The organism is Pseudomonas sp. FSL R10-0056, assembly GCF_009600105.1.
GTDB lineage: Bacteria > Pseudomonadota > Gammaproteobacteria > Pseudomonadales > Pseudomonadaceae > Aquipseudomonas > Aquipseudomonas bubulae.
This window is the reverse complement of the sequence record NZ_WIWL01000176.1, coordinates 40,007-57,436: the sequence shown is the minus strand read 5'-3', so window position 1 is coordinate 57,436 and position 17,430 is coordinate 40,007. Positions and strand designations below refer to the sequence as shown.

The following is a 17,430-nucleotide window of genomic DNA, read 5'->3' as shown; positions in this document are numbered from 1 at the left end:
GGCGTAGCTCAGTTGGTAGAGCACGGGATTGTGACTCCCGTTGTCGAGGGTTCGATCCCCTTCGTCCACCCCATATTAAAAGAAAACGCCAGACTAACCCTCTGGCGTTTTTTTGTATCTGCGGTTTGAGAATCGCATATAGGGGTGTCGTTCGGCGCCTTGTTTCCCGCATGCTTAGCGTCCTCTGTGATTTGTGTGACAATGCGCGCAGATCGGGGTAGCTCCAAAGGCTGCCCGTTATCGCCAATTGATCAGTGCAGTCTTCTATCTATATAGAAGGCGAGGCGGATGGCTGCTTTTACTTAATTTCTGTCGGCCGTTTCTTAGGGTGTTTGCGGTAGGGTGACTTCTTGAGTTTGACCCACTAGAATGCTTGCCCTTGATTATGGGGTCGGAAACGGCCGGCTAATGTCTGTGCAACGAGGAATATCCATGCAAGTTTCTGTTGAAAATACTTCCGCTCTTGAGCGTCGCATGACCATTGGCGTGCCAGCTGAGCGTATTGAGGCTGAAGTCAACAAGCGTCTGCAACAGACTGCCCAAAAGGCCAAGATCCCGGGCTTCCGTCCAGGCAAGGTGCCAATGAGCGTAATCCGTCAGCGTTACGAAGCTGATGCGCGCCAGGAAGCGCTGGGCAATGTAGTCCAGTCTTCGTTCTACGAAGCTGTGGTTGAGCAGAAGCTGAACCCGGCTGGTGCTCCTTCGATCGAGCCTAAGGTTTTCGAAAAAGGCAAAGATCTGGAATACGTTGCTACTTTCGAAGTATTCCCTGAATTCGAAGTGACCGGTCTGGACACCATCGCTATCGAGCGCCTGAGCGCCGAAGTGGCTGATGCCGACCTGGACAAGATGCTGGACGTGCTGCGCAAGCAGAACACCCGCTTTGAAGTGACTGACCGTGCTGCCCAGAACGATGATCAGCTGAACATCGATTTCGTTGGCAAGGTAGACGGCGAAGTATTCGCTGGCGGCTCCGCCACCGGTACTCAGCTGGTGCTGGGTTCGGGCCGCATGATTCCTGGCTTTGAAGAAGGCCTGGTAGGCGCCAAAGCCGGTGAAGAGCGCGTTCTGAAACTGACTTTCCCTGCTGACTACCAGAATCTGGACCTGGCTGGCAAAGAAGCCGAGTTCACCGTAACCGTGAACACTGTTTCCGAGCCTAAGCTGCCAGAGCTGAACGAAGAGTTCTTCGCCCAGTTCGGTATCAAGGAAACCGGTCTGGAAGGCTTCCGCGCCGAAGTTCGCAAGAACATGGAGCGTGAACTGCGTCAGGCCATCAAGTCCAAGGTCAAGAACCAGGTAATGGACGGCTTGCTGGCTGCCAACCCGATCGAAGTGCCGAAGTCGCTGCTGGCCAACGAAGTTGACCGTCTGCGCGTGCAGGCTGTTCAGCAGTTCGGTGGTAACATCAAGCCTGATCAACTGCCGGCAGAGCTGTTCGAAGAGCAAGCCAACCGCCGTGTAGTGCTGGGTCTGATCGTGGCTGAAGTGGTCAAGCAGTTCGACCTCAAGCCTGACGAAGATCGCGTTCGCGAAATGATTCAGGAAATGGCTTCCGCTTACCAGGAGCCAGAGCAGGTTGTAGCCTGGTACTACAAAAACGACGCGCAATTGAACGAGGTTCGTTCGGTTGTGCTGGAAGAGCAAGTTGTGGATACTGTTCTGCAGAAGGCCAAGGTGACCGATAAAGCGGTCTCTTACGAAGAAGCTGTCAAGCCGGTGGAAGCTCCACAAGCCGACTGATTTCTGACTCGTTAGAAAACACAACCATAAGCCAGCCTCGAGCTGGCTTATGCGTATCCAGACAAGACTATTTGGGAGTGACTGCCGGACATGTCCCGCAATTCTTATATTCAGCAGAACTCTGATATCCACGCCGCTGGCGGCCTGGTCCCGATGGTTGTCGAGCAGTCCGCCCGTGGCGAACGCGCTTACGACATCTACTCGCGCCTCCTGAAGGAGCGAATCATCTTCCTGGTCGGCCCCGTAGAAGACTACATGGCCAACCTGGTGGCTGCGCAGCTGCTGTTCCTTGAAGCCGAGAACCCGGACAAGGACATCCACCTGTACATCAACTCGCCGGGCGGTTCGGTGACTGCAGGCATGTCGATCTACGACACCATGCAATTCATCAAGCCTGACGTGTCGACCATCTGCATCGGCCAGGCCTGCAGCATGGGTGCCTTCCTGTTGGCCGGTGGCGCACCGGGCAAGCGTCACTGCCTGCCGAACTCGCGCATGATGATTCACCAGCCACTGGGCGGTTTCCAGGGCCAGGCGTCGGATATCGACATTCATGCCAAGGAAATCCTCAACATCCGTCACCGTTTGAACTCGCTGCTGGCTCACCACACGGGCCAGACTCTCGAAACCATCGAGCGCGACACCGAGCGTGACAACTTCATGAGCGCCGAGCGTGCAGCCGAATACGGTTTGATCGACTCTGTGTTCAGCAAGCGTCAAATGCCCGCTTAAGCAGCTCAAATGTGGGTGGTTGGGTTAACCGACCACCTGCGGGCTTGAAAAAGCCCGCAGTTGCCTTCATCTTGTGTTGCAAGCCTATCGGATTTGGATCGATCGAATGACTGACACCCGCAACGGCGAGGACAACGGCAAATTGCTCTATTGCTCCTTCTGTGGCAAAAGCCAGCATGAAGTGCGCAAATTGATTGCCGGCCCCTCGGTCTTTATCTGCGACGAATGCGTTGACCTGTGCAATGACATCATCCGTGAGGAGGTGCAGGAAGCCCAGGCCGAGAGCAGCGCGCATAAATTACCATCGCCAAAAGAAATCAGCGGCATCCTTGATCAATACGTCATTGGTCAGGAACGTGCCAAAAAGGTTTTGGCTGTAGCGGTGTACAACCACTACAAGCGCCTCAACCAGCGTGACAAGAAAAACGACGACGTCGAACTCGGCAAGAGCAACATCCTGCTGATCGGCCCTACCGGTTCGGGTAAGACCCTGCTGGCAGAAACCCTTGCACGCCTGTTGAATGTACCTTTCACCATCGCTGACGCAACCACGCTGACTGAAGCCGGTTACGTGGGCGAAGATGTTGAAAACATCATTCAGAAGCTGCTGCAGAAATGCGATTACGACGTAGAAAAAGCCCAGATGGGCATTGTCTACATCGATGAAATCGACAAGATTTCGCGCAAGTCTGACAACCCTTCGATTACCCGTGATGTTTCCGGTGAAGGTGTGCAGCAGGCATTGCTCAAGCTGATCGAAGGTACCGTGGCTTCCGTACCGCCTCAAGGCGGCCGCAAGCACCCGCAGCAGGAGTTCTTGCAGGTTGATACCCGCAACATCCTGTTTATCTGCGGTGGTGCGTTCTCGGGCCTTGAGAAGGTTGTACAGGCGCGCTCGACTCGCGGCGGCATCGGCTTCAGTGCCGAAGTGCGCAGCAAGGAAGAGGGCAAGAAGGTTGGCGAATCCCTGCGTGAAGTCGAGCCTGACGATCTGGTCAAGTTTGGCCTGATCCCGGAATTCGTGGGTCGTCTGCCTGTGCTGGCAACCCTGGACGAGCTGGACGAGGCTGCCTTGATGCAGATCCTCACCGAACCGAAGAACGCCTTGACCAAGCAGTACGGCAAGCTGTTCGAGATGGAAGGTGTAGATCTTGAGTTCCGTGCCGACGCCTTGAAGGCCGTGGCCAAGCGTGCTCTGGAGCGCAAAACGGGCGCTCGTGGCCTGCGTTCGATTCTTGAAGGCGTGCTGCTCGACACAATGTATGAAATCCCCTCGCAATCCGAGGTGAGTAAAGTTGTGATCGACGAAAGCGTTATAGAAGGCAAGTCCAAGCCGTTGTTGATCTATGAAAACAACGAAGCGACTGCCAAGGTTGCACCTGACGCGTAAATGTAATGCTGGCATTCCACATTGCGTGTTAAAGAAGGGGCCTTCGGGCCCCTTTGTTTTTCCTGTCGTTCAACGCTTGTTTTTTTTCAAGACTGCCCCCATCTTGGCTTCAAGCTTACATCCATCTGATTACGGCCTTATGGCCGCCGTAGAGGCGAAATCATGAAGACAACCATCGAATTGCCTCTCCTGCCGTTGCGTGATGTTGTTGTGTATCCGCACATGGTGATCCCACTGTTCGTGGGACGCGAGAAGTCGATCGAGGCCCTTGAGGCTGCGATGACGGGCGACAAGCAAATTTTGCTGTTGGCTCAAAAGAATCCGGCTGACGACGATCCGGGCGAAGACGCCCTGTATCGCGTCGGTACCATTGCAACTGTTCTGCAACTGCTCAAGCTCCCGGACGGCACGGTCAAAGTGCTGGTTGAGGGTGAGCAACGCGGTGCGGTTGAGCATTTTGGTCAGGCAGATGGTTATCTGAGTGCCGAAGTCTCCCTGATTGACGAAGTGGCTGCCCCGGATCGCGAATCCGAGGTCTTTGTGCGCAGCCTGCTTTCGCAGTTCGAGCAATACGTGCAACTGGGCAAAAAAGTCCCGGCCGAGGTTCTGTCATCGCTTAACAGCATTGACGAGCCAAGCCGTCTGGTCGATACCATGGCTGCCCATATGGCACTCAAGATCGAGCAGAAGCAGGAAATCCTCGAAATCATCGATCTGCAGGCCCGTGTCGAGCACGTTCTGGCCCTGCTGGATGCCGAGATCGACTTGCTGCAAGTCGAAAAGCGCATCCGTGGTCGCGTCAAAAAGCAAATGGAGCGCAGCCAGCGCGAGTACTACCTGAATGAGCAGATGAAGGCCATTCAGAAAGAGCTGGGTGATGGTGACGAAGGTCACAATGAAATCGAAGAGCTGAAAAAACGCATCGATGCTGCCGGTTTGCCGAAAGATGCAATGGCCAAGGCCCAGGCGGAGCTGAACAAGCTCAAGCAAATGTCGCCAATGTCCGCAGAAGCCACCGTGGTGCGCTCCTACATCGACTGGCTGGTGCAGGTGCCGTGGAAGGCTCAGAGCAAGGTGCGCCTGGATCTCAAGCGTGCTGAAGACATTCTGGACGCAGATCACTACGGTCTGGACGAAGTCAAAGAACGGATTCTCGAATATCTTGCCGTGCAAAAGCGTGTGAAGAAAATTCGTGGTCCGGTTCTGTGCCTGGTCGGTCCTCCGGGTGTAGGCAAAACCTCGCTTGCTGAGTCCATTGCCCACGCAACAAACCGTAAATTCGTGCGTATGGCCTTGGGTGGCGTGCGTGACGAAGCGGAAATTCGTGGCCATCGCCGTACGTACATCGGTTCGATGCCAGGAAGATTGATTCAAAAGATGACCAAGGTTGGTGTGCGCAACCCGCTGTTCCTGCTTGATGAAATCGACAAGATGGGCAGTGACATGCGCGGCGATCCGGCGTCTGCACTGCTTGAAGTGCTCGATCCCGAGCAGAACCACAATTTCAACGACCATTACCTCGAGGTTGATTACGACCTGTCCGATGTGATGTTCCTGTGTACGTCCAACTCGATGAACATCCCGCCAGCCTTGCTGGACCGGATGGAAGTCATTCGTCTGCCTGGCTACACCGAAGACGAAAAAATCAACATTGCTGTCAAATACCTGGCCCCGAAACAAATTGAAGCCAATGGCTTGAAGAAGGGCGAGCTGGCATTTGATAACGAAGCCATCCGCGACATGATCCGCTACTACACCCGGGAAGCCGGTGTGCGGGGCCTTGAGCGCCAGATTGCGAAGATCTGCCGCAAGGCGGTCAAAGAGCATGCGCTGGAAAAACGCTTTGCGGTCACCGTCACGCCGGAGCTACTTGAGCACTTTTTGGGCGTAAGAAAATTCAGCTACGGTTTGGCTGAAGTTCAGGACCAGATCGGTCAAGTGACCGGCCTGGCCTGGACCCAGGTGGGTGGCGAGTTGTTGACCATTGAAGCGGCCGTTGTTCCTGGCAAAGGCCAGCTGATCAAGACCGGTTCGCTGGGCGACGTGATGGTAGAGTCCATCACCGCTGCATTGACGGTGGTGCGCAGCCGCGCCAAGAGCCTGGGTATCCCGTTGGATTTCCACGAAAAACGCGATATTCACATTCACATGCCCGAAGGCGCTACGCCTAAAGATGGCCCTAGTGCTGGTGTGGGAATGTGTACTGCCCTGGTCTCTGCATTGACCCTGATTCCGGTACGCGCCGATGTTGCCATGACCGGTGAAATTACCCTTCGTGGTCAGGTGTTGGCGATTGGTGGCCTGAAGGAAAAATTACTTGCTGCTCACCGTGGTGGCATCAAAACTGTAATTATTCCTGAAGAGAACGTTCGTGACCTGAAGGAAATTCCTGACAACATCAAACAGGATCTTCAGATTAAACCGGTTAAATGGATTGACGAAGTCCTGCAAATTGCGCTGCAATACGCCCCGGAGCCCTTGCCGGATGTGGCTCCCGAGATTGTTGCCAAGGACGACAAACGAGAATCTGACTCTAAGGAAAGAATTAGCACGCATTAATACGGATTCGCCTGACGGGCTTTCTTGACGCTTTTTAGAGCCCTTGTTATAAAGCGGCTCTATAAGTGTCCGTAAGTGCTTCAGCAGTCGTTTTGCTTTTACCAAAAAACTTTAGAAACATACTCAGACAGATATAAGGGGACTTAGAGTGAACAAGTCGGAACTGATTGATGCTATCGCTGCATCTGCTGATATCCCGAAAGCTGCAGCTGGCCGTGCGCTGGACGCAGTAATCGAATCCGTCACTGGCGCTCTTAAGGCTGGCGACTCTGTGGTACTGGTTGGTTTTGGTACTTTCTCTGTAACCGATCGTCCTGCCCGTATTGGTCGTAACCCACAGACCGGTAAAACGCTGGAAATTCCTGCTGCCAAAAAGCCAGGCTTCAAAGCCGGTAAAGCACTGAAAGAAGCGGTTAACTAAGTTTCTGTAACACCTTTTACCCAACCGGGTCAGGCGCACGCCAGGCTTGGCAGCGGAGCGGTAGTGCAGTCGGTGGCAACATCGATGTGTCACGCCGGGGGTCGCGGGTTCGAGCCCGGTCCGCTCCGCCAGTTACGAGAAGGCGCATCCTCGGATGCGCCTTTCTTCTATCCGGACTCTACCCACGCTCCACGGTTGCTCATTATGCAAGACCGTTTCTGGGGGAAGCATGCTGCAAAATATCAGGGACAATTCACAAGGCTGGATTGCCAAGACCATCATCGGTGTCATCGTCGCGTTAATGGCGTTGACCGGTTTCGATGCCATTTTTCAAGCCACCTCTACCAGCCAGGATGCTGCCAAGGTTAACGGTGAAGAAATCACCCAGGTTGAACTGAGCCAGGCCGTCGATATGCAACGCCGGCAGCTGCTGCAGCAGTTGGGCAAGGATTTCGACTCGTCGTTGCTGGATGAAAAAATGCTGCGTGAAGCGGCCCTCAAAGGGTTGATCGATCGCAAGCTGTTGCTGCAAGGCGCCAAAGACGCGAAGTTTTCGTTTTCTGAAGCCGCTTTGGACCAAGTCATTCTGTTGACTCCTGAATTTCAGGAAGACGGCAAATTCAGCCCTGAGCGTTTCGACCAGGTGATCCGTCAACTGGGTTACGGTCGCTTGCAGTTCCGTAACATGCTGGGCGAAGAAATGCTGATTGGTCAGCTGCGTGCCGGTCTGGCGGGCAGTGGTTTCGTGACCGACGAACAGGTGAATGCGTTCGCCCGTCTTGAGAAACAAACCCGTGATTTCGCTTCGCTGAACATCAAGGCCGACCCGGCTGCGGTGAAACTGAGCGATGACGAAATCAAGGCTTACTACGACGAGCACGCCAAGGAATTCATGACCCCTGATCAGGTCGTGATCGACTATATCGAGTTGAAGAAATCTTCTTTCTTTGACCAGGTAGCCGTGAAGGATGATGAGCTTCAAGCGTTGTATCAAAAGGAAATCGCCAACCTGGCCGAACAGCGCCGCGCTGCGCATATCCTGATCGAAGTGAACGACAAGGTCAGCGACGAGCAGGCCAAAGCCAAGATCGCCGAGATTCAGCAGCGTCTGGCCAAAGGTGAAAGCTTCGAAGCTCTGGCCAAGGAGTTCTCCCAGGATCCGGGTTCGGCTGCCAATGGCGGTGACCTGGGCTTCGCAGGCCCTGGTGTTTACGATCCTGTGTTCGAAACGGCTGTTTACGGGTTGAAGCAGGACCAGGTTTCGGAGCCGGTACGCACCAGCTTCGGTTATCACCTGATCAAGCTGTTGGGTGTTGAAGCACCTGAAGTGCCGAGCTTTGCCAGCCTGAAAGACAAGCTGACCCATGACCTGAAAACCCAGCAGGTTGAACGCCTGTTTGTCGATGCAACCAAGCAATTGGAAGACTCGGCATTTGAAGCGTCCGATCTGGCTCAGCCAGCTCAAGAGCTTAAGCTGACTGTGCATACCTCTGCGCCATTTGGTCGCGAGGGGGGCGAGGGTGTCACCGCCAATCGCGCTGTGATTCAGGCCGCATTCAGCACCGAAGTGATGGATGAGGGCGCGAACAGTACAGCCCTGGAGCTGGACCCTGAGACCGTAGTGGTGTTGCGCGTCAAGGAGCACCGCAAGCCTGAGCAGTTGCCGCTGGAGGCTGTTGCCTCGAGCATTCGTGCGCAACTGGTCAAGGAGCACGCCAGTGCTGCGGCCAAAACCCGTGCTGAAGAAATCATCAAGGAGCTGCGCGATGGCAAACTGCCGTTGAACCAGCCGGTTGATGGTCAGGCGTGGAAGGTCCAGGAAGCGGTTGCCCGTGGTCAGGAAGGTATTGATCCTGCCGTGCTGCAAGCGGTATTCCGCATGCCGAAACCTGCAGCCAAGGACAAGCCGACATTCAGCAGTGTCACCCTGGCAGATGGCACTGTGGTTGTATTGCGTTTGAACGGCGTCAACGATGCAGTAGCGCCGACTGAAGAAGAGAAAGCGTCGTATCGCCGCTTCCTCGCTTCGCGTGTTGGCCAGCAAGACTTTGCTGCCTACCGCAAGCAGTTGGAAAACGAAGCCAAGGTTGAGCGCTACTAAGTTCAGCCTGCTTCGCTAAAAATGGCCGCTCATTGAGCGGCCATTTTTTTGCGCTGGTTTTTTTGTGGGAGCGGGCTTGCTCGCGATGGCATCCATGCGCTCTGTCTGACGTATCGCGGGCAAGCCCGCTCCCACAGATCATCTCCCAGAGATTGTCGCGAGGCAAAAAAACGCCCGATGCAATCTCTGCACCGGGCGTTTTTGAGTAGCGCTTGTAACGAAGGGTTTACTCTTCGAGGCTGCCCATGGCGGTAGTGTTGAAGCCACCGTCTACGTACATGATTTCGCCGCTGATGCCCGATGCCAGATCCGAGCACAGGAAGGCGCCGGCATTGCCGACTTCGTCGATGGTCACGTTGCGACGCAGTGGAGTCTGCGCTTCGTTGGCCGCCAGCATTTTGCGGAAGTTCTTGATGCCCGACGCTGCCAGGGTACGGATCGGGCCTGCCGATACGCAGTTAACGCGAGTACCCTCAGGGCCCAGGCTGCCTGCCAGGTAACGTACACCGGCTTCCAGGCTGGCCTTGGCCATGCCCATCACGTTGTAGTTAGGCATGGTGCGCTCGGCGCCCAGGTAGGACAGGGTCAGCAGGCTGCCGTTGCGACCTTTCATCATCGGGCGACCAGCCTTGGCCAGGGCCACGAAGCTGTAGGCGCTGATGTCGTGAGCGATGCGGAAGCCTTCACGGGTGGTGGCGTCGGTGAAATCGCCATCCAGCTGGTCGCCAGGAGCGAAACCTACTGAGTGAACGATGCAGTCCAGACCGTCCCACTTCTTGCTCAGGTCTTCGAAGACCTTGGCGATTTCTTCATCGCTGGCAACGTCGCAAGGGAAGCACAGCTCAGGGTTCGAACCCCAGCCTGCGGCGAATTCTTCAACACGACCTTTCAGCTTTTCGTTCTGATAAGTGAAAGCCAGCTCGGCGCCTTCACGGTGCATGGCGGCAGCAATGCCAGAAGCGATGGACAATTTGCTAGCGACACCAACGATCAGTACGCGCTTACCGGTGAGAAAACCCATGTGTTGTTCCTCTATCAGGTTAATCGACAGCCACTGGTGCCAAAAAGGCGGCTTCCAGCAGCTGTTGTGTATATGGATGTTGCGGTGAGGCAAAGATACTTTGCGCATCACCCTGTTCGACCACTTGGCCATGCTTGACCACCATCAATTGGTGGCTCAGCGCTTTGACGACAGCCAGGTCATGGCTGATAAACAAATACGTCAGGTTGTGCCTGGCTTGCAGTGAGCGCAGCAGTTCAACAACCTGGCGTTGTACTGTGCGGTCCAGCGCAGAGGTTGGCTCGTCCAGCAATATCAACTCCGGCTTTAACACCAGTGCGCGGGCAATGGCGATTCTTTGCCGTTGTCCGCCTGAAAACTCGTGAGGGTAACGGTGCCGGGTTTCCGGATCCAGACCTACTTCTCGCAAGGCTTCAATAATTGCACTTTCCTGTTCCGCTTCGGTGCCCATACGGTGAATGCGCAACCCTTCACCGACAATCTCGCTGACGCTCATGCGCGGGCTGAGACTGCCAAACGGGTCCTGGAATACCACCTGCATTTCCCGTCGCAATGGCCTGACTTCTTTCTGTGACAGACAGTCTAGCCGTTTGCCTTCAAAGCTGATCAGGCCCTTGCTGGCAATCAGACGCAAAATCGCCAGGCCCAGCGTTGATTTGCCCGATCCGCTTTCACCCACAATTCCCAGGGTCTGCCCCTGGGGCAAGCTGAAATTGATACCGTCCACCGCTTTCACGTAATCGACGGTCTTGCGCAGCAGGCCTTTCTTGATCGGGAACCATACCTTCAGGTCCTCGACTTGCAGCAATGGCGGACCGGCAATGGTGCTGGCCGGGCCTCCGCTGGGCTCTGCGCTGAGCAGTTCCCGGGTGTAAGGATGCTGCGGCGAACGGAACAGCTGCTCGCACGATGCTTGTTCGACGATTAAACCGCGCTGCATGACACATACGCGATGCGCAATTCTTCGTACAAGGTTCAAATCGTGACTGATCAGTAACAACGACATGCCCAGGCGGGCTTGCAGATCCTTGAGCAAGTCGAGGATTTTAAGCTGAACGGTCACGTCCAGGGCGGTGGTAGGTTCGTCGGCAATCAGCAGTTCGGGTTCATTGGCCAGGGCCATGGCGATCATCACGCGCTGTCTCTGACCCCCTGAGAGCTCGTGTGGCAGCGCCTTGAGGCGTTTGTGAGGCTCGGGTATGCCTACCAGCTCCAGAAGCTCCAGGGTGCGCAGGGTAGCGGCCTTGCCGGTGATCCCCTTGTGAATGCCGAGCACCTCATTGATTTGTTTTTCAATGCTGTGCAGCGGGTTCAGGGAGGTCATGGGCTCCTGAAAAATCATCGCAATGCGGTTGCCGCGAATGTTGCGCAGCTTTTTCTCGTCCACGCTGAGCAAATCCTGGCCGCCGTAGGCGATGCTGCCGCTGGGGTGGCGTGCAAGGGGGTAGGGCAGCAACCTGAGGATCGAGTGCGCGGTCACCGATTTGCCCGAACCGCTTTCGCCCACCAGGGCCAGGGTTTCGCCGCGCCTGATATCAAAACTGACGCCTTGCACCACCCGCTGCGGTGTGTCACCCGCTACAAACTCGACGCTGAGGTCGCGCACTTCGATCAGATTGTCCTGCGTCATCTTATTTCCTCGGGTCGAAGGCATCGCGAGCGGACTCACCGATAAACACCAGCAGGCTGAGCATGATGGCCAGCACTGCGAATGCACTGATGCCCAGCCAGGGCGCTTGCAGGTTGGACTTGCCCTGGGCCACCAGTTCGCCCAGCGACGGCGCGCCCGGGGGCAGGCCGAAGCCCAGGAAGTCCAGGGCAGTGAGGGTGCCGATGGCGCCAGTGAGGATAAACGGCATAAAGGTCATGGTGGAGACCATGGCGTTGGGCAGGATGTGGCGGTACATGATGGCCATGTCCTGCATGCCCAGGGCGCGGGCGGCGCGCACATACTCCAGATTGCGCCCACGCAGGAATTCGGCGCGCACGACGTCCACCAGGCTCATCCACGAGAACAGCAGCATGATGCCCAGCAGCCACCAGAAATTGGGCTGCACAAAACTGGCGAGAATGATCAGCAGGTACAACACGGGCAAGCCTGACCAGATTTCCAGAAAGCGCTGACCGGCCAGGTCGACCCAGCCACCATAAAAGCCCTGCAAGGCCCCGGCGATCACGCCGATGATGGAGCTCAGTACCGTCAGGGTCAGGGCGAACAGCACCGATATGCGAAAGCCATAAATCACTCGGGCCAGCACGTCGCGGCCCTGGTCGTCGGTGCCCAGCCAGTTCTCGGCGGAGGGCGGTGCAGGGGCAGGGACTTTCAGGTCGTAGTTGATGCTTTGATAGCTGTAGGGGATGGGTGGCCACACAACCCAGGCATCTTTCTTGGCCAGCAGTTCACGGATATACGGGCTTTTGTAGTTGGCTTCGAGGGGGAATTCACCGCCGAAGTCGGTCTCTGGATAGCGCTTGAGCGCCGGGAAATACCACTCCCCGTCGTAATTGATCACCAAGGGTTTGTCGTTGGCAATGAACTCGGCGTTCAGGCTGAGCCCGAACAGCACCAGGAAGATCCACAGCGACCACCAGCCACGCTTGTTGGCTTTGAAACGGGCAAAACGGCGTCGATTGAGGGGGGATAGCTTCATCTCAATGCTCCCTGCTTTCAAAGTCGATACGCGGATCGACCAGGGTGTATGAGAGGTCACCGATCAGCTTCACCACCAGCCCGACCAGCGTAAAGATAAACAGGGTGCCGAAGACAACCGGGTAGTCGCGATTGATAGCAGCCTCGAAACTCATCAGGCCCAGGCCATCGAGGGAGAAAATCACTTCGACCAGCAGTGAGCCGGTAAAGAAAATTCCGATAAAGGCCGACGGGAAACCGGCAATAACCAGCAGCATGGCATTGCGGAATACATGGCCATAGAGCACCCGGTGGTTGGTCAGGCCCTTGGCTTTGGCAGTGACGACATACTGTTTGTTGATCTCGTCGAGAAAGCTGTTTTTGGTCAGCAGGGTCATGGTGGCGAAGTTGCCGATAACCAGTGCCGTAACGGGCAATGCCAGATGCCAGAAGTAATCGAGAATCTTGCCGCCCAGGCTCAGTTCGTCAAAGTTGTTGGACGTCAGGCCGCGCAGGGGGAACCAGTCCAGGTAACTGCCCCCGGCAAACAGCACGATCAGCAGGATGGCAAACAGAAAGGCCGGGATGGCGTAGCCGATGATGATCAGTGAACTGGTCCAGACATCAAAGTGGCTGCCGTGTCGCGTGGCCTTGGCGATCCCCAGGGGGATCGACACCAGGTACATGATCAGGGTGCTCCACAACCCCAGCGAGATGGAGACCGGCATTTTCTCCTTGATCAGGTCGATGACCTTGGCGTCGCGGAAGAAGCTTTCGCCGAAGTCCAGTCGGGCGTAGTTTTTAATCATGATCCACAGGCGTTCCGGCGCCGACTTGTCGAAACCGTACATCTTTTCGATTTCCTTGATCAGTTCCGGATCCAGCCCTTGGGCGCCACGGTAGTTGGAGCCCGCCACCGACACTTCCGAACCACCACCGGCGATGCGGCTGGTGGCGCCGTCAAAGCCTTCGAGCTTGGCGATCATCTGTTCAACCGGGCCGCCGGGGGCCGCCTGGATAATGATGAAGTTAATCAACAGAATCCCGAACAGTGTCGGAATGATCAGCAGCAGTCGCCTGAAAATATAAGCCAGCATTTAAGGCTCCTGGCTCGCGCTTGAAGGTTTGGTAGAGGGTGCAGGTTTTGCGTCAGGTTTGGCCCACCAGGTGTTGGTGCCGATATCGTATTTGGGCGTAACTTCGGGATGGCCGATATGGTTCGAGTAGGCCACGCGCCAGGTTTTGATATGCCAGTTGGGGATCACGTAGAAGCCCCACTGCAACACACGGTCCAGCGCCCTGGCATGGTTGATCAGGCTTTGCCGTGACTCGGCGTTGATCAGGCCCTCGGTCAACTGGTCGATGGCCGGGTCCTTGAGGCCGATAAAGTTTCGGCTGCCGGGTTTGTCGATACTTTGTGATTCCCAGTACTCGCGCTGCTCGCTGCCGGGTGAGCTGGACTGCGGGAAGCTGCCGACAATCATGTCGTAATCCCTTGAGCGCAGGCGGTTGAGGTATTGGGAGGTGTCGACCCGGCGAATCTGCAAATCGATGCCCAGGTCGCTGAGGTTGCGCTTGAACGGCAGAAGGATGCGCTCGAATTCGGTTTGTGCCAGCAAGAATTCGATCTTCACCGGCTTGCCCTGGGCGTCGACCATCTTGTCATCGACGATGCGCCAGCCGGCGTCTTGCAGCAGTTGATAGGCGCGGCGCTGTTGCTCGCGAATCATGCCGCTGGCGTCGGTGACGCTGGGCTTGAACACCTGGCTGAACGCCTGCTCGGGAATCTGGCCGCGCAAGGGCTCCAGAATGGCCAGTTCAGCTTCGGTCGGCGGCGCCTTGGCGGCCATTTCCGAGTTTTCGAAGTAGCTGCCAGTGCGCGCATAGGCACCGTTGAACAGTTGCTTGTTGGCCCATTCAAAGTCGAACAGCAGGCTTAGCGCCTCGCGTACACGCACATCCTGGAACATTGGCCTGCGCAGGTTGAAGACAAATCCCTGCATGCCTGTTGGATTGTGGTTGCGGATTTCTTCTTTTTTCAGGCGGCCCTGAGTAAATGCCGGAGAGTTGTAGGCTCCGGCCCAGTTTTTGGCGCTGATCTCCAGCCAGTAATCAAACTGACCGGCCTTGAGGGCTTCGAAGGCAACGCTGTTGTCGCGAAAGTAATCGACCGTGATGGCATCAAAATTGTACAGGCCCTTGTTGATGGGCAGGTCCTTGCCCCAGTAGTCCTTGTTGCGCTCGTAGCGGATCGAGCGCCCGGGCTTGATCTCGGCGATGGTGTAGGGGCCGCTGCCGGGCGGGATTTCCAGGTTGCCCTTGTTGAAGTCGCGGGTTTCCCACCAGTGCTTGGGCAGAACCGGGAGCTGGCCAAGGATTAGCGGCAGTTCACGGTTTTTGTTGTGCTTGAAGGTGAATTTCACTTGCAGCGGGTTTTCCGCGATGGCCTGGTCGACATCGCTGTAATAACCCTTGTACAGCGGCGAGCCACTTTTCATCAGGGTATCGAAGCTGAACACGACATCTTCGGCGCGAATCGGATGGCCATCGCTGAACTTCGCTTCCGGGCGCAGGTAAAACCGCACCCAGCTGTTATCCGGGGCTTTCTCGATTTTCCCGGCAATCAGGCCGTAGGACGTAAAAGGCTCGTCGAGGGTTTGCCGGGCCAGGGTATCGAAGGTCAGATCAATGTCGTCGGCTGGCACGCCTTTATTGATAAACGGGTTGAGGCTGTCAAAGCTGCCCAGCGCAGACTTGCGAAAGGTACCGCCCTTGGGGGCTTGCGGGTTGACGTAGTCGACATGCTTGAAGTCGGCAGGATATTTCGGCGGCTCGTCATAGAGGGTCAAGGCATGCTGGGGAGAGGCCATGGCCGTGCAGGCAAAACCGGCAAACAACAAGCTGGCAAGGGGCTTTAGCCATGTACGCAAAGGCATCATTGTTTTTTCTCCGTAGGCTTAAGCCACCACGCGCTGAGGCCCAGGGTGTAGGGCGGCGTAGTCACAAAGGCGAACCGGTTGCGGTACGCCAGGCGGTGATAGTTCAGATACCAGTTGGGAATGATGTAGTGCTGCCAAAGCAACACGCGGTCCAGGGCCTGGCCGGCAGACAATTGCTCGTCGCGGGTCCGTGCGGCCAGCAGGCGCTCGAGCAGTTGGTCCACCACCGGGCTGGCTACCCCTGCATAGTTTTTGCTGCCCTTGACGTTGGCCTGGCTGGAGTGGAAGTACTGCCACTGTTCAAGGCCGGGGCTCAGGGTCTGGTCAAGGGTCATCAGGATCATGTCAAAATCGAACTGGTCCAGGCGCTGCTTGTATTGCGCGCGATCCACGGTGCGCAGCCGGGCATCGACGCCAATGCTGGCCAGGTTCTCCACATAGGGTTGCAGGATGCGCTCAAGGTTCGGGTTTACCAGTAATATTTCGAAACGCAGGGGTTTGCCTTCACTATTGACCAGGCGCTGGCCCGACAGTTTCCAGCCGCTTTCATCCAGCAGTGCCAGTGCCTGGCGCAGAGTTGCGCGGGGGATGCCGCGGCCGTCGGTTTGCGGCAAGGTAAAGGCCTGGTTGAACAGTTCGGGCGGTAGTTGGCTGCGCCAGGGTGACAGCATCAGCCACTCATGCCCCTGGGGAATACCGCTGGCCGAGAATTCGCTGTTGGGGTAATGGCTCACGGCGCGCTGGTAGGCGCCGTTGAACAGGGTGCGGTTGGTCCATTCAAAATCAAACATAAGGCCCAGGGCCTCACGGGTTTTGTTTTGCGCAAAGGTGGCGCGGCGACTGTTCATAAACAGCCCCTGGGTTTGTGTCGGGATCTGGTGGGTAATTTCGGCCTTGATGACATCGCCGCGGCGTACCGCCGGGAAGTTATAGCCATTGGCCCAGTTCTTGGCCTGGTGCTCGATGTAAATGTCGAACTCGCGGGCCTTGAACGCCTCGAAGGCGACATCGCTGTCGCGGTAGAACTCCACTTCAACCCGGTCGAAGTTGTATTTGCCGCGGTTGACCGGCAGGTTGGCGCCCCACCAGTTCTTGACGCGCTCAAAGACCAGTTCGCGCCCGGGGGTAACCCGGGTAATGCGATAGGGGCCGCTACCCAGCGGTGGCTCGAAGGTGGTGGCTTTGAAGTCGCGCTTTGCCCAGTAATGCTGGGGCAACACGGGCAGTTCGCCCAGGCGCAAAATCAGCAACGGGTTGCCTGAGCGCTTGAAGACAAAACGAATTCGTTTGGGGCCCAGGATATCGACCCGCTGGACTTCCTGAAGATTGGTGCGGTACTGCGGATGACCTTCTTTTAGTAACAGGTCGTAGGAGAAGGCAACATCGTAGGCAGTGATCGGCGTCCCATCATGAAAGCGGGCTTCGGGTCGCAGGTTAAAGACGACCCAGCTGCGGTCCTCGTTGTACTCCACTGATTGAGCGATCAAACCATAGCTGGATGTTGGCTCATCGCCGGAGGGGGCATATTGGCCCGTACCGGCCATCAGGGTTTCGTTGAGTTCATTGACCCCGTACTGCAGGAAGTTGGGAGTCGAAACCGGGCTGGTGCCTTTGAAGGTGTAGGGGTTGAGCGTGTCGAACGTGCCGAACGCCATGACCTTCAAGGTGCCGCCCTTGGGGGCGTCAGGGTTTACCCAGTCGAAATGGGTAAAGGTGGCGGGGTACTTGAGTGTGCCGAACTGCGCATAACCGTGGCTTTCGCTCAGGTTTGCGCTGGCGGTGAAGCTCAAGGCCAGGCAGATAAATAGCGTAAGGAGGGGACGCGTCAAGTCAGAGATCCGATCCAGGCATTGGGCTTAAGGTTTCCGTACAGTAACAGCTTGTATCTGTAGGAA

Annotated in this window: 12 protein-coding genes; 6 read left to right on the top strand and 6 right to left on the bottom strand. The window is 56.3% G+C overall.

Translation table 11 applies throughout. From position 1 onward, the window contains the following. Positions 1-432 precede the first annotated feature (432 nt). The 6 genes from tig to GHO42_RS12115 all read left to right on the top strand — a co-directional run bounded on the left by tig (position 433) and on the right by GHO42_RS12115 (position 8,946). The gene (gene tig, locus GHO42_RS12140; RefSeq protein WP_029611584.1) at positions 433-1,743 is read left to right on the top strand and encodes a trigger factor; all 1,311 of its coding nucleotides are present in this window, start codon (positions 433-435) and stop codon (positions 1,741-1,743) included. A 90-nt stretch (positions 1,744-1,833) separates the two neighbouring features. Then, on the top strand, positions 1,834-2,475 hold the full coding sequence (clpP, locus tag GHO42_RS12135; protein ID WP_095001709.1) for an ATP-dependent Clp endopeptidase proteolytic subunit ClpP: 642 nt from the start codon (positions 1,834-1,836) through the stop codon (positions 2,473-2,475). A gap of 106 nt (positions 2,476-2,581) precedes the next feature. Next, entirely contained in the window at positions 2,582-3,865 is a 1,284-nt protein-coding gene (gene clpX, locus GHO42_RS12130) for an ATP-dependent Clp protease ATP-binding subunit ClpX (protein WP_016782313.1), read from the top strand. Between the two features lie 162 nt (positions 3,866-4,027). Further along, positions 4,028-6,424 (top strand): endopeptidase La, encoded by a 2,397-nt coding sequence (gene lon / locus GHO42_RS12125; protein ID WP_095001708.1) that lies wholly within the window; start codon positions 4,028-4,030, stop codon positions 6,422-6,424. Positions 6,425-6,572: 148 nt separating this feature from the next. Then, on the top strand, positions 6,573-6,845 hold the full coding sequence (locus GHO42_RS12120; protein ID WP_016782315.1) for an HU family DNA-binding protein: 273 nt from the start codon (positions 6,573-6,575) through the stop codon (positions 6,843-6,845). Positions 6,846-7,074: 229 nt separating this feature from the next. Then, positions 7,075-8,946 (top strand): SurA N-terminal domain-containing protein, encoded by a 1,872-nt coding sequence (locus GHO42_RS12115; RefSeq protein ID WP_095019322.1) that lies wholly within the window; start codon positions 7,075-7,077, stop codon positions 8,944-8,946. Between the two features lie 226 nt (positions 8,947-9,172). Here GHO42_RS12115 and fabI read toward each other — a convergent pair whose 3' ends face one another. The 6 genes from fabI to GHO42_RS12085 are packed head-to-tail and all read right to left on the bottom strand — an operon-like array spanning position 9,173 to position 17,337. Next, positions 9,173-9,967: an enoyl-ACP reductase FabI gene (gene fabI, locus GHO42_RS12110; RefSeq protein ID WP_016782317.1), complete on the bottom strand. Its 795-nt coding sequence runs from the start codon at positions 9,965-9,967 to the stop codon at positions 9,173-9,175. A 19-nt stretch (positions 9,968-9,986) separates the two neighbouring features. Then, positions 9,987-11,597: an ABC transporter ATP-binding protein gene (locus GHO42_RS12105; RefSeq protein WP_095001706.1), complete on the bottom strand. Its 1,611-nt coding sequence runs from the start codon at positions 11,595-11,597 to the stop codon at positions 9,987-9,989. Position 11,598: 1 nt separating this feature from the next. Next, positions 11,599-12,618 (bottom strand): ABC transporter permease, encoded by a 1,020-nt coding sequence (locus tag GHO42_RS12100; protein WP_095019320.1) that lies wholly within the window; start codon positions 12,616-12,618, stop codon positions 11,599-11,601. Position 12,619: 1 nt separating this feature from the next. Then, entirely contained in the window at positions 12,620-13,693 is a 1,074-nt protein-coding gene (locus tag GHO42_RS12095) for a microcin C ABC transporter permease YejB (protein WP_095019319.1), read from the bottom strand. Further along, complete coding sequence (locus GHO42_RS12090) at positions 13,694-15,535, bottom strand: extracellular solute-binding protein (protein ID WP_153327860.1); 1,842 nt, start codon at positions 15,533-15,535, stop codon at positions 13,694-13,696. Beyond that, positions 15,532-17,337, bottom strand: a complete 1,806-nt coding sequence (locus GHO42_RS12085) for an extracellular solute-binding protein (protein ID WP_371926180.1) — start codon at positions 17,335-17,337, stop codon at positions 15,532-15,534. Before GHO42_RS12085 ends, GHO42_RS12090 begins: the two co-directional genes overlap by 4 nt. Between the last annotated feature and the right edge of the window lie 93 nt (positions 17,338-17,430).

Bases quoted from the DNA above. Each gene is read 5' to 3' on its own strand.
- clpP (WP_095001709.1), top strand. From the start codon at position 1,834: ATGTCCCGCAATTCTTATATTCAGCAGAACTCTGATATCCACGCCGCT.
- GHO42_RS12095 (WP_095019319.1), bottom strand. From the start codon at position 13,693: ATGCTGGCTTATATTTTCAGGCGACTGCTGCTGATCATTCCGACACTG.
- GHO42_RS12115 (WP_095019322.1), top strand. From the start codon at position 7,075: ATGCTGCAAAATATCAGGGACAATTCACAAGGCTGGATTGCCAAGACC.
- GHO42_RS12105 (WP_095001706.1), bottom strand. From the start codon at position 11,597: ATGACGCAGGACAATCTGATCGAAGTGCGCGACCTCAGCGTCGAGTTT.
- clpX (WP_016782313.1), top strand. From the start codon at position 2,582: ATGACTGACACCCGCAACGGCGAGGACAACGGCAAATTGCTCTATTGC.
- GHO42_RS12090 (WP_153327860.1), bottom strand. From the start codon at position 15,535: ATGATGCCTTTGCGTACATGGCTAAAGCCCCTTGCCAGCTTGTTGTTT.
- GHO42_RS12100 (WP_095019320.1), bottom strand. From the start codon at position 12,618: ATGAAGCTATCCCCCCTCAATCGACGCCGTTTTGCCCGTTTCAAAGCC.
- tig (WP_029611584.1), top strand. From the start codon at position 433: ATGCAAGTTTCTGTTGAAAATACTTCCGCTCTTGAGCGTCGCATGACC.
- lon (WP_095001708.1), top strand. From the start codon at position 4,028: ATGAAGACAACCATCGAATTGCCTCTCCTGCCGTTGCGTGATGTTGTT.
- fabI (WP_016782317.1), bottom strand. From the start codon at position 9,967: ATGGGTTTTCTCACCGGTAAGCGCGTACTGATCGTTGGTGTCGCTAGC.